A 13,030-nucleotide genomic window follows, 5' to 3' on the forward strand; every position below is an offset into this window, starting at 1 on the left:
TTAGTAGCGACAGAGAAGGCTGTTGGTTTAACGGACCAGTTGATCTGGTGTAAAGACTGACTGTTCAACTTGTTTTAAGGCATAAAAAGCACCTTGTCGTGCCATTAAATCTTCATACGTCCCGACTTCGATGACTTGCCCCTGGTCCATGACGACGATTTGGTCCATCGTCTCTAGTCCTGCGAGACGGTGACTGACAAGCAACAGCGTTGCATCCGTTGCACGTACGAACAAGTGCTCTAAAATCGTCTGTTCCGTCAAAGCATCAACCGACGAGGTCGGCTCATCCAACAGATACAGTGGTGTCTGACGCAAGAAAATTCGGGCAATCGCTAGCCGTTGTTTTTCACCGCCGGACAGGTTTTCCCCTTTTTCAAGTACCCGGTCGTCGAGTTCAAGCAACGAAAGACCGACCTGTTCGAGTGCCCCGATCATCTGCTCATCCGTTGCCTCGCTACTGGCGAGCTTCAGATTGTCGCGAATCGTTCCGTAAAAGAAATGGTTCTGTTGCAAGACGACATTCGAATGTTGCCATAACGCTTCCGGATTAATCTCTTGACCCGGAGTTCCTTCAATCCGTATCCCGTCGGCCGGGTACATCCGCAACAACAGTTGCAACAGCGTCGATTTTCCGGAACCGCTCGCTCCGACAATCGCCGTTTTACTGCCTGCAGGGAACGTCACGTTGACATTTCGTAAGACCGGACGATCCTGCCCGGGAAACGTGAAGCTGACGTGTTCCGCACGGAGTTCCGGAGCCCGCGTCAATGCAAACGGGCGATATTCCGGTTCCGCTGTCGCTTCGACGACGTCATCGAGCCGACGTGCCGCATGACGGCTGTCTTCGAAGAAGCCCGGTAAGATCGCCATCGGTGCGGCATTTTCAAACACCGTCAACGAGGTCATGACGAGTAAGGCCAGGAAGACACCGTCGAGCTGCCCGTCAGCAACCAGATAAGCACCGAGTCCGAGGACAATCCAGGAAATAATCAATGTCGCCAGTGTATTCAACGCAAGGTTCGAGACGGCGTGTAGCCCGTTGCGTTTTTCTTCTGCCACGTAACGTGCTGCGACGGCATTCAGTTCCGCTTCCTTGTTCCCGAGTTGTTGATAAATCTTTAAGTCCCGGTAGCCTTGGAACAGTTCCGTCACTTCTGTCGACAGTTCCCCGCGCCGTGCCCGAACGGACCGGGCAAACCGTTGTTCCCGGTAGGCAAACCAGCCAGGAATGATGAATCCCGTCAAAATCAGACCGAACACGAGGACAAGCGCAACACTGAGTGAAAAGAAACTGACGAAAAAGATCGTACACAGGAAAACGAGCACCAAAATGATCGGTGGATACACGACGCGCAAAAATGTATTTTGCAGACTTTCGACGTCCCCGACAATCCGGGCGAGCAAATCACCACTCCGGTACTTCGCAAAGATGCCCGGTGCGAGCGTTTCAAGACGTTTATAAAACGTCGTCCGTAAGTCGCTGAGAATCGTAAACGTCGCCCGGTGCGAGTAATAACGTTCTGCATACCGGCTGACAGCCCGTGTCAGGCTCGAGATTTTCTGCAGGGCAATCAAAACAGCAAGTGTCTGGATCGGTGGCAATAAGGCGGCTTTTGAGATCAAAAAGCCGCTTGCGGCAAACAAGCCGACCGCCGTGATGCCGGCCAAAACACCAAAGAAAATCGAGAGCACGATGTCCCGTTTCTGGTGCAACATCAAGCGAAAAATTCCCATCAACTCTTTCATCGTGTTTCCTCCCCTCGTTGAACGGCACGCATCATCGCATACTCCGATTCGCGTCCGAGTAATTCTTCGTGTGTCCCACGGTCGACGATCTGTCCCGCTTCCAGCACGACGATTTGATCCGATTGTTCGATCGTATGCAGACGGTGGGCGACCGTGATGACAGTCGCTTCACGTCCTAAGACGGTCATTGCTTCCTGTAATATCCGTTCCGTCTTGACGTCAAGACCGGTCGTCGGTTCATCAAACAAGATGACGTTCGGTCGTTTCAGGAAAGCACGTGCTAACGCAACACGCTGTTTTTCGCCGCCGGATAAGCCGCGTCCGCCTTCCCCGATTACCGTGTCGAGTCCGTTCGGCAGTTGTCCGATCAATTCAGTCAGACCGGCATCAGATGCCGCCTGCTCAATCGCCGGTCTCGATGCTTCGCGCAATTCACCGATTGCGATGTTATCCGCAAGTGTCCCGGCATACAGGTACGGATGCTGGGAGATATAACTCAGTTGACGGAACCAGCTTGCTTCCGTAATTGTCTGACGATCTTGACCGTCCAACAACAGCTGTCCGTCCTGCGGATCGGCAAGACCTGCCAGTAATTGAAGAACGGTCGATTTTCCGGCACCGCTGCGGCCAATCAAGGCAACCTTCTGATACGGTTCGATGACAAGATTCAGTTCAGTCATCGCAAACCGGGCATCGCGGTACGTAAAGGCGACATCTTTCAGCTCAATCCGCGGCGGATGGCCTGCTGATAATTCAGTTTGTCCGAAGACGACACTCCGGTCATCTTCCGTCAGTTCAGCCGCAATCTGTTTTGCGGCGGCGACACTACCGCGCCCCGTATGGAAGGCAGCGCCCATCTCTTTTAAAGCTAAATAGTATTCCGGTGCCAGAACCAACATCAGAAAGGCCGGCACGAAGGTGATGCTTTGGAACAAAATCAACCGTAAACTGACTTCAAGCGCAATCATCCCCATGCTGAGCATCGAGATGAATTCGAGCATCAGCGATGACAGGAAGGCCAGTTTTAAGACAGTCAGCGTAGCGTCCCGAAAGTCGAGACTGCTCCGTTCGATGACGTCCTGCTGGGCTTTCGCCCGACCAAATAACTTCAACGTCGTCAGTCCCTGTAACGTATCGAGGAACGTTCCGGAGAAGGCATTCATCTTCTCGAGCTGCGTATCGGCCCGCTTTTGCGTCATGATCCCGATGACGATGTAAAACAGCGGAATGAACGGCGCCGTAATCATCATGACCAGTCCCGTCACCCAGTCATAGCTGAAGGCGGCAATCAGCACCATCAGCGGAACGATCGACGTCTGGATAACTTTCGGCAGGTACTGGCTATAATAGCTGTCCATCTCATCGACGGAATCGAGCAGGACACTGACCTTTTTTCCGGATTGTCCTTCGAGCATCGATTCAACAGAGTTTTTCGTATATTTCGCGACAAGTGCCTGGCGTAAGTCTTGTTTGACCCGTGCCGCAAGATTCGTCCCGAGACGTCCGTTCCAGTACGTGACGCCGACGCGCAGGACAAGCATCCCCAACAGGACACCAAGCAATGGAATGACTGCCGCGAACGGATCCCCTTGCAGGAAAATCCGGTCGACAATGATGACAATCAGATAGGATTGACCGATGACGGCGACGCCCATCAGGACGGCTGCAAGCATCAGTTGTATAAAAATCGTACGCGGAATCGTGATGATTCCTTTGAGTGGATTCATAAGAAAACGTCCTTTCACTAAGTGTGAACGACTTTTAGTGAATATTTTCACATATCGTACATTCAGTATACCGAATCCATTCTGTTGATGCCACGGGTATGCTGTCGAAAAGGTGTGACGGTTTTGTGAGGGACCTTTTGTTGGACAATTCATCTATCCGGATGTATTGTAGATAATAGTTATCCACGTTATATAGAAAGGAGAATGTTTCATGCAAATGAAAACAGGCGTCGAACAATCGGTGTACGCGATGCTCTTATTGACGTTTTTACCGGAGAAGGGTGTGTTGCCTGGAGAATTCATCAGTCAGCAACTCGGCGCTTCCCCGACCTATTTTCAAAAACTGCTTCGGAAGCTCGTGAGTGCGGATCTGCTGATTTCTGTTCCCGGTGCCAAAGGCGGCTTCCGTCTGAAAGCGTCACCGGAAACAATTCGTGTGTTTGATATTTATGAAGCCATCGAGGGCAAACAGTCATTATATGCTTCAAGCGGTGTCTTCGAAGACTTGATGGGCATCCAAAACCAAAACATCTGCCTGTTATCCGACCTGATGGCGGAAGCGGAACAATCCTGGCAGTCGACGCTTAAACGCGAGACGATCGATTCGATCCGCCGTGAAATTTATTTGAACTGTCCGCCCGACCATCTGACAAAACTGCAAAGCTTAATCGAAGAAAAAATGATTCGCAACTAAAAGGAGATTATTATGATGAACACTACTACACTTGACCGTTATTTTGATTTATTTGACGCTTCCCGGACCGATGAACAAGCCTTCACCGATCTTGTTTCCCTGTTCTCGGACGATATCACGTTCGTCTTAAACGGACAGGAACAGCATGGAATCGAAGCCTGGAAACAGTTTGTCCGGATGGTGTTCACCGCTAATCAGGATATTAAGCACATGTATGCAGGATGGCTGCCTTCAGAAACAGGCGATACGCTTGAAACACGATGGGCCGTTTGTGGTAAGCGTGCCGACGGATCGGTCTTCACGCAAGACGGAACGGATATCGCCCGACTGGATGCGGACGGAAAAATCGTCTATCTCGCCAACGTCCCCGATGATACTGCGATGTTCAATCAATACAATTCTTAATCACAGATGAAAGACAAAAGGTCTCACTTCATGCGAAGTGAGACCTTTTAATGCTGCTTTATAAATTTTTCGCCTTGAAGGTGTCGCCACCTTCAATCGTTCCATTATCAAATCCTTTTTGGAACCAACGTTCTCTTTGCGCCGACGTACCGTGTGTAAAGCTTTCCGGTACGACATAGCCTTGCCCTTTTTTCTGCAATGTATCATCTCCGACGGCATTCGCCGCACCAAGTGCTTCGTCGAGATCGCCTTCTTCAAGCAGATTTTGCCCTTGTGCGTGATGTGCCCAGACACCGGCATAATAATCCGCCTGCAATTCAAAACGGACAAGATACTTATTGAACTTCTCTTCGCTCATCTTTTGGCGGAGCGGCATGATTTCGTCTGATTTCCCAAGCAACGTTTGGACATGGTGCCCGACTTCATGGGCAATGACATACGCCATTGCGAAGTCTCCCGGTGCCCCGTATTTATTTTGTAACTCATCATAAAAACTAAGATCGATGTATAATTTCTGATCACCCGGACAATAAAACGGTCCGACCGACTTTCCGGCTTGCCCACACGCTGAACTGACCTGATCGGTATATAAAACGAGCGTCGGTTCTTTATAGGTCATACCGTCCTGTTTAAATTCCTTCGTCCATACTTTTTCCGTATCCGCCAACACAACGGATACAAAATCAGCCGCTTCTTTTTCTTTGGCAGTTTCCTGGTACTCGCCTTGACTGTCACCTTGCGAATCGGACAGCCCCCCGAGGATATCCGCCGGATTGCCACCCATCAACGTGACGACGATTAAAATGATGATTCCGAGTCCGCCACCAATCCCGGCGACTCCTTTACCGCCCATCCCCCGGCGATCCTCGACGTTCGAACTTCTTTCCCTACCCTTCCATTTCATACACAGTTCCTCCTACAAGTCTCAATGCATTTCTATACCCTAGATCGTGTCTGTTTAGCCGTGATTTCCTATTTTAAAATTTAATTTTATTTTAAGTATCTTGAAGCTAAACAATCTTATTTTCCCGACCGATAGTGGTATACGTTTAACATGTTTACTCGTGATTTGTTTCACTTTTTAATAGAAAATGGGGGAATTTTATTTTATGAAACGTCAAAATCAGCTTATGCTTTGGATCAGTTTCTTTGTCGTCATCTTGTCACTGATTGTTCATGGTTTACACCGCTTCACAGATTTTGCTGACGGATATCAAATCATTCGTGGAAACGTCAGTGCTGCCCCACCGACCGCTCTGATTTGGATTGCTTTGTTACCGGTCATTTGTTTGCTTGCTGCTGCTGTCCTGTACCGGATGCAATCACGAAGTGCGACCGTTCCGCTTCTGTTGACGCTGACATTGACATTTTCCAGCATGTCAATCGTCGCTGGCGGAAACGGACTCGTCGAATACCATTTCTCGATTTTTATGGTCTTGGCATTGATTGCCTACTTCCGTCGGATTGATTTGATTCTTGTCAGTACCGTTCTGTTTGCCGTTCAACATTTTGCAGGCTTCTTTTTTGCACCGGCGCTGATTTGCGGTACGACCGGTTATCCGTTCAGCATTCTGATGATTCATGCCGTTTTCCTGATTTTAACCAGTGCTGCGCTTATCATTCAAATTGCCGTTCAAAATAAAGAGCGTCAAGCGGCATCACGCCGTGAAGCGGACGCAACGACGCTGATTACGAATGTCAGTCAGCAGATTGAATCTCTGGTCGGCAGTTTAAAAACGAATACGAAACACTTACAGCAAGCGGCTGTCCAGTCCGTCGAAGCAACGAACCAAATCGCGACGGCGATCGCACCAATCGTCCATTCTGCCGACGGCCAACACCAATCGATGCAACAAGGAACAGATCAGTTGCACCAGGTTAACACGTCCATCGCCTCGATCCAATCGAAAATGGCACAGACCGTCACGACGACGGAACATATGACGAAACGCGCGTTGACCGGAAACGAGGAGATGAATCTGATGGACCGCCGCGTCGAAGAGATGGTTGAATCGACGAATGGTCTGCATACTTCTGTCACGGCAATGGCCAGCCGGTCGGATAAGATTCAAAAAATCCTCGCCAGCCTGGAAGCCATTGCCGGTCAGACCAATCTATTGGCATTAAATGCTGCCATCGAAGCGGCACGTGCCGGGGATGCCGGACGGGGATTTGCCGTCGTCGCAACGGAAGTCGGGCATCTCGCTGTTCAGTCCCGTAGCTATGCAAACGAAGTAACGGAAGTCTTGCAGGCCCTGATTGCCGATACCGATCAAATCAAAACGACTGCCGCCGGTTATACGAAAACACTGGCTGAAAATCAAGAAATGACGAGCCGTGTCCGTCAGACTTTTTCTGATATCACGCAACTCGTTCAAGAAGTTGAACAAAGTATCAACTCGATTCAAACAGCCCGTCACGGAGTTGGTGTTCAGATGCTCGACATTGAACAACGAATGGAAACGACCCGAACCGCTTCACTCGAAGTCCGGCATGGCATTGAATCGACTGCCGTCTCACTCGAACAACAAACGACTGTCCAACACGAATTTGAAACGATGACCCAGTCACTCGGTCAGATGACAAGTTCCTTGGAACAATTGGTTGATGAATTGACCAATCACATCGAAAGGTAATTTAAACCAGGCAGGCTCCTCCTTCAGACGGAGGAGCCTGCTGTCATTTTTGTTAAAATTAAGTGAAGCTGTTCTAGGAATCATCCCAGTACATCCCGAATAGTAAGAGAATTGACCTTTTTTGAGAGAGGAGTTCCTTGATGCAGACCTCACTACAATCACTACTCGATGCTGCCCGCAGATTTGGTCGAACCTATCGCAAAGATGCTCTCGTGTTAACCGGCGTTCTCATTTTGATTGTTCTGTACGGCGCCCCCCTGCTGAAACCGGGAATGGTCGTCTTCAGTGATATGTCATTTGGTCTCTCGTCCAACCGGTATCTCGAGGAAATTTTTGGCGCCTGGAACAACCGCTGGAGTACGACGACCTTGTTGAACGTCGCCCGTCTGATTTACATCTTTCCTTTTTACCTGCTCAGTCTACTGTTTGGTGCGTCCGGTCCGATCTTGATCAAGTCGTTTATTTTTGGCTTGTTGATCGTCTCCGCTGTTTCGATGTTTGCTTTGACGAAACGGTTGCATTCGGTCTACGTCTCACCTCACTTTTCTTTTTTATCACTCGTCGCCTTTGGTCTCGCCGCTTTGTTTTATGCCTTGAATCCATGGGTCATCACGCGGATTCAGCACATTTATCTCTTATGTGGCTACTCCGTCTTTCCACTCGCCTTGTTGTTGTTTTTTAATATATTTGATCCCAAATTCCGTGAACAGCTGAATCCGAACTTTTCATTATCCGAACGGCTATCTCGACGGACATGGATCGACATTACCGGACTGTCCGTCGTCTTTGCTTTCATGGCGGCCGGCATCCATTACTTTTTCTTCTCCTTGATCTACATGGGGATCATGGTCGCCCTGATTTTTGCGAAGACCTTCTGGACACACCGCAAGGAAAAGATCATTAAACCGTTGATCGGTTTTTATGTCCGCTCCACGATTGCCTTTTCTCTTGTTTTCCTTTTGTTTAATTCGTACTGGTTTTTCATGTATGTCGGTTCCATCTTGACCGGATCACAAGCTTCGCAACATAACATCAATGTCTCCGATACGTTGATGTTATTCAGCCGTCATTCTTCGTGGACAAATGTGTTTTATATAACGAGCTACTGGTGGCCGATGTTCGATCTGACGACGTTACCGCTTAGTTTCTGGTTAGGCGGCGGTGTCATTCTGTTGTTGATTTCGCTTGGTGCGTTCGTCTCCTATCGTCAGCCGATCCTGTTATTCTTCACCGGACTGAGCATCCCGTTGATTGTGTTTGCGACAGGGACTCACGAGCAGGTCGCCGACCTCTTTGTCTTATTCGTCACGAAGACACCGCTGATTGGTGCCATGTTTCGTGACCCCAACAAGTTAGTCGGATTGCTGATGGTGAGCTATAGTTTGTTGCTCGCTTCAAGCCTCGCGACCGTGTTTAACCGCCCTTCCAAAACGTTGCCGCTTCCGGTTTACCGCCTGCTTGCGATTGGAACGACAGTCATCGCCCTCGGGTTGTTTTTCTGGCCGTATCGCGCCGTTTACATGGAAGGTTTTTATCATCCGGTGAAGATGCCGAAAGAATATACCGCCGTTCAAGAACTGATTGACGGGAAATGGCTCCAGTTTCCGATTGCGGATGAAATGACACAACCGAGTACGGGGGTCGCGACACCGACCTGGAATAAAAATCCGCTTCCGGACGGCGAAACCAAAGCGACCGGGGACGTCCAAGTCTACGGTTCGCAGGCAAACACGGTTTTTCATCACGAAGGTACCACCCAGACGGTCCGCTACATGATGACGTTCATGCAATATTTACTCGATACCGGCCGCTCCGATCAAGCCGGGCAAATTGCACAGGCGTTTGGTCTGCAACAGTTTGCGTACCGGACGGAATATACGGGCATGCAGGAGCGGCAAGCCTTCAATAAAAAGATTCTCGCCACCCAACACGATCTGCTCGCGACAAAACAAGTGGGGCTGTTTACGTTATTCGATTTAATCGAGCCACTTGACAGTCGGACTGTTCCACAGTTGATTCTGACCCCATACGGTCTCGAACGGTCAGTCACTTTCTCGACTTTGGATGATTATAAACTTGGTCCCCAATCCATTTTGTATGCGACCCAAGCCCATCAAGACGGCTTATCGTGGTTAAAGAAAGACGACATCATCGAGATGACGGAAGAAAACGATGTGTTACTGAGTCAGGTACCGGAACAATACTTCTGGAAACCTTTCGACGCAATCGATTCAGCTAACTCTTTTTTAAACTGGGGAAAAACGTTTTTGGCAAACAGTGATTGGCGCTGGTATTTACGGACACAAGGAATCAGCAATCCATCGTTTGATCTCGACTTCGGTGATGGCGTCGGCTTATCCTTTGCTTCCGCACGAATCGATGCTCCCGTTTATAAACTTGATCAATTAAAGACAAAACAAGTTGCTTCCTTCAATTCAATGCTTGAGGACGAGACATTTTTCAAAGCGGATAATCCGGACATCGTCGACTTATCCCCCAATCCTTTGTCAAAGGAAAATAACCTGCCTGTCCTGCGGGCGGAAGTCGCAGAGGGTGATCCGAAATACATTTGGCAGGTCGCGAAATCCGGCAAGCTGGACGCTTTACCGAACAATGCGTACCGGTTTGACATCACAGCGTCCGGTCGTGGTGTTGACCGGTTGCACGTCAAAGTCCGGTTTTACGATGCACAGGATCGTGAACTGAATCAGACGTATGTCGTCGCTCCCCGCGACTCCGGTGATCTTGACGCAATCCATCTTCAAGGCGAGTACGTCACCCCGAAAGACGCCAAGACGATGCGGATTGATTTGCTGAGTTTTCAGCGTCCGGAACGGAAGACGTATTGGTGGGTCCACGATATCAAGATTTTCAGTTTCGAGGACTATATGGTACCGAACACGATTGAGATGACAAAAGAGACTACCCGAGGTCGTTATGCCGGTTACGCACGTGTCTTATTGAACCAAAACGGCGGCCAGCTTGACTTTGAATTCAACGACCAAACATTCTCTGTCAAGACGAAGCAAGCGGCAGGCGCAAAACTCGTTTGGGTGCCTCTCGGAAACTTCGTCGCAGACAACACAAGTTCGACACTCCGCATCACGAATACGTCCGGCTTTAATGCCGTTCAAAACATCGTCTTGATTCCGAAAACAGAATGGACGAAAGTTCAGGAACGACTGGAAGAGAAACTTCCAATCACCAAAACGTTGATGGTGCTCGAAGCAGAAACCGCCTTTGATTACGAGGGACACCTTCAATCCGAACGTAACTATCCCGGATTCAGTTTCGGAAAAGGTGTAGCTGCTCAAAAAGGAACGTTACGCCGGACGATTGATGTTGCTGAGGATGGAACCTATGACATCCAGCTGAAAGCGACACGACCGACGAACACGAATGGCCGGTTGACCGTCTTGCTGCGCGATGGGAAAAAAATCATCTACCGGCGTGTCTTGACAGCGCAGGATTTCAAGACGCCGGACATCCGAAAACAAGCGATTGGTCAAGAAACCGTGACCTTCGATCCGTTGCACCGGGATTTTCCGTATCAACTCGAATCTTTGCCGGATGTCTACTCGGCACTTCATCAGATTACGCTGAAAGACATTCCGTTGATGGGTGGTCGTTATGAGATTGAACTGGTTTATGCGAGTGCCGTTCCGTCACTCGTTACGATGGACGATCTGCATCAGTTTGACCCGAGTGAAATCGTCACCGACAAGCCACTTACGGAACCGGAAGCAGCCGCCAATTGTGCGACATGTGTCTCGATCACGGACGATATGTTTAGCGGGAGCGAAAAAGACGGTACGTATCGAATGGAATATGAAGCAACTTGTTCGTGTGACTGGTATATCTTCGCCTCCCAAAAAATCAAGGCACGCCCGAATCATGAATACTTGTTGCAGTTTGATGCGGTCAGTAAAAATGTCCGGCAACGCCACTTGAAAGTCTTTTATTTGGATGAAAAAGACCGTGTCATCGGGACTGATTTCATCAATGAAGTCGAGGAAGACAAAAAGAGCCGCTGGAATCATTACGAACAGATGATCATTCCTCCGAAAAAAACGGTGCGGATGCAACTGCATATCTGGACACGCGGTAATGAAAAAAAGGCGGGCAGCTTACAGCTTAAAAATTTGGAGTTTCTCCCTTACGATCAACTGATTCTCGTCGATCAGTTCGTGATGGCGGAACAGACCGGAAAACCACTGTTTTCTAAAACACCAGCCGAGAAATTGGGTGTCACTCCGTCATTGATGAATCGACACATCACAAGTGATGCGCCTCTTGGTCGTTTTACAGTCAACGATTCGCCGACATCGCTCTTTGAGTTACGGGACGGCATCGAACCGATGCGGGGAAACATCGCACTGAACGGCGTCAGCCAACTGTACCGCTCGACTCAATCAACCGCCGATGTCACCGTCGTCTTACGTCCCGTCTATTACGTCGGACTGACCGTCCTGCTGCTTGCGTTCCCCTTGAGCGGGCTGCTGATCTGGTGGATGACGGGTCACCGCTTCATGACGGTTCGTCAGCGGCTCCGCACGAAACTGTTGTCAGCGATTCGTCGCCTTAAAAAATCGAAGACATGACAAATACCCTGTACCGACCCGTTGCATATCGAGTCGGTACAGGGTATTTAACGATGCCGTCGATACAAGGCAACCATCGTCTTTAAAAAAGCAATCGAGTCCTTGACCAGATTGACGTGTGACCCTTCCCGCTCGATACAGGTCACGGGCTGTTGGAACACACGCAACCGTTCTTTTTTCGCGGCATACATCAATTCCAAATCGATCGCAAGACCGCTCTCGACGTTTAAATACGGCAGGATCCGCGGGACGACACGACGATTGATGATTTTTAGACCGGTTTGTGAATCCGTCACCCCTTTTGGTAAAAAGGTCCGTGTCAGATTCCGTTTGGCAAAACTAAGCAGACGCCGGACAAGACCGCGGTCTTCGATCGTTAAGTCCTTCGTTCCGATGACGATATCATAGTAATCATTTTGGGCAATCGTCAGCAGACGGGCGATGTCTTCTGTCTTAAACGAATTGTCGGCATCGACGAACACGTAATAATCACTCGAGATATTTTTCATCCCTTCGATGAAAAGTCCCGCTTTCCGAGTATTCCGTTCCACCTGATGGACTTCCAGATATCCGACTGTAAACAGTGTATCCGTCGCTTCCATGACGATGGACCGATAGTCATGTAACAGCGCCTTTGAACGGTCGGAAGAAGCATCATCAAAGAAGTTGATCGAGGCATGGATGTAATCTTCACTGATCAGCTCTGCCAAGGCCTCTAAAAATTGTTTTACATGCATAAAACGTTTCTCTTCGTTAAATATTGGTAATATAAAGGCTATAGTGTCTTTTAAAATGGGATATTCAGGATGGATGATATGTTGGATTTCAGCAAATAGTTCATTTGGATAACCTGCTCGATAGGAAAATGTGTGGAGAATGCCGTCCCCCTTAACCGCTTCATAGGGGAAATCCCCTTTCATCTGTACGACATCTTTGATCAACAGAATTTTAGCTCGCGAACGGATACTTCGGATTTGATTCAAAATCTTTAACTCGTCTTCACGCGTCTGATAATCGACGATATACAACTTGATATCGTGTTCACTTTCTGCCTCCTGCACTTCTGTAATGGCAATTTGTTCAAAAGAAGCAGGACATTTACCAGGCTGCGTGTAAAAGAGTACAGGATAATAAGAAATCAGGCTCTCGTACGGAATATGCCGTCCGTGGTCCGTAAAGACTGCGATATGACCTTGATTCATGCTGATTCATCCTTTCCGT

General features: G+C 49.0%; 8 protein-coding genes. 4 read left to right on the top strand and 4 right to left on the bottom strand.

All coding sequences use genetic code 11. From position 1 onward, the window contains the following. Window positions 1-27: 27 nt before the first annotated feature. Window positions 28-1,746 carry a thiol reductant ABC exporter subunit CydC gene (gene cydC / locus P402_RS0115770; protein ID WP_026829567.1) on the bottom strand — a complete coding sequence of 573 codons (1,719 nt, stop codon included), beginning with the start codon at window positions 1,744-1,746 and terminating at the stop codon, window positions 28-30. Next, window positions 1,743-3,473, bottom strand: coding sequence for a thiol reductant ABC exporter subunit CydD (cydD, locus tag P402_RS0115775; RefSeq protein ID WP_026829568.1), 1,731 nt, complete (start codon window positions 3,471-3,473; stop codon window positions 1,743-1,745). Before cydD ends, cydC begins: the two co-directional genes overlap by 4 nt. Before the next feature lie 211 nt (window positions 3,474-3,684). On the opposite strand from cydD, the gene P402_RS0115780 reads away from it, so the two are divergent. After that, window positions 3,685-4,167, top strand: coding sequence for an RrF2 family transcriptional regulator (locus P402_RS0115780; RefSeq protein WP_026829569.1), 483 nt, complete (start codon window positions 3,685-3,687; stop codon window positions 4,165-4,167). Between the two features lie 15 nt (window positions 4,168-4,182). Beyond that, the gene (locus P402_RS0115785) at window positions 4,183-4,572 is read left to right on the top strand and encodes a nuclear transport factor 2 family protein (protein ID WP_026829570.1); all 390 of its coding nucleotides are present in this window, start codon (window positions 4,183-4,185) and stop codon (window positions 4,570-4,572) included. 58 nt (window positions 4,573-4,630) lie between these two features. Here the strand turns inward: P402_RS0115785 and ypfJ are convergent, their stop codons facing one another. Continuing rightward, window positions 4,631-5,476 carry a KPN_02809 family neutral zinc metallopeptidase gene (gene ypfJ, locus P402_RS0115790; protein ID WP_026829571.1) on the bottom strand — a complete coding sequence of 282 codons (846 nt, stop codon included), beginning with the start codon at window positions 5,474-5,476 and terminating at the stop codon, window positions 4,631-4,633. A gap of 205 nt (window positions 5,477-5,681) precedes the next feature. On the opposite strand from ypfJ, the gene P402_RS0115795 reads away from it, so the two are divergent. Then, on the top strand, window positions 5,682-7,208 hold the full coding sequence (locus P402_RS0115795; RefSeq protein ID WP_026829572.1) for a methyl-accepting chemotaxis protein: 1,527 nt from the start codon (window positions 5,682-5,684) through the stop codon (window positions 7,206-7,208). Window positions 7,209-7,348: 140 nt separating this feature from the next. After that, window positions 7,349-11,809, top strand: coding sequence for a hypothetical protein (locus tag P402_RS16650; RefSeq protein ID WP_051525186.1), 4,461 nt, complete (start codon window positions 7,349-7,351; stop codon window positions 11,807-11,809). Window positions 11,810-11,856: 47 nt separating this feature from the next. On the opposite strand, the gene P402_RS0115805 is transcribed toward P402_RS16650, so the two are convergent. Next, window positions 11,857-13,011, bottom strand: coding sequence for a glycosyltransferase (locus P402_RS0115805; protein ID WP_034770114.1), 1,155 nt, complete (start codon window positions 13,009-13,011; stop codon window positions 11,857-11,859). Window positions 13,012-13,030 lie beyond the last annotated feature (19 nt).

This window comes from Exiguobacterium sibiricum 7-3 (assembly GCF_000620865.1).
GTDB classification, from domain to species: Bacteria; Bacillota; Bacilli; order Exiguobacteriales; family Exiguobacteriaceae; genus Exiguobacterium_A; species Exiguobacterium_A sibiricum_A.

What these genes read in the sequence shown, in the direction of transcription:
- cydC (WP_026829567.1), bottom strand. Translation starts at nt 1,746, where the DNA reads ATGAAAGAGTTGATGGGAATTTTTCGCTTGATGTTGCACCAGAAACGG.
- cydD (WP_026829568.1), bottom strand. Translation starts at nt 3,473, where the DNA reads ATGAATCCACTCAAAGGAATCATCACGATTCCGCGTACGATTTTTATA.
- P402_RS0115780 (WP_026829569.1), top strand. Translation starts at nt 3,685, where the DNA reads ATGCAAATGAAAACAGGCGTCGAACAATCGGTGTACGCGATGCTCTTA.
- P402_RS0115785 (WP_026829570.1), top strand. Translation starts at nt 4,183, where the DNA reads ATGAACACTACTACACTTGACCGTTATTTTGATTTATTTGACGCTTCC.
- ypfJ (WP_026829571.1), bottom strand. Translation starts at nt 5,476, where the DNA reads ATGAAATGGAAGGGTAGGGAAAGAAGTTCGAACGTCGAGGATCGCCGG.
- P402_RS0115795 (WP_026829572.1), top strand. Translation starts at nt 5,682, where the DNA reads ATGAAACGTCAAAATCAGCTTATGCTTTGGATCAGTTTCTTTGTCGTC.
- P402_RS16650 (WP_051525186.1), top strand. Translation starts at nt 7,349, where the DNA reads ATGCAGACCTCACTACAATCACTACTCGATGCTGCCCGCAGATTTGGT.
- P402_RS0115805 (WP_034770114.1), bottom strand. Translation starts at nt 13,011, where the DNA reads ATGAATCAAGGTCATATCGCAGTCTTTACGGACCACGGACGGCATATT.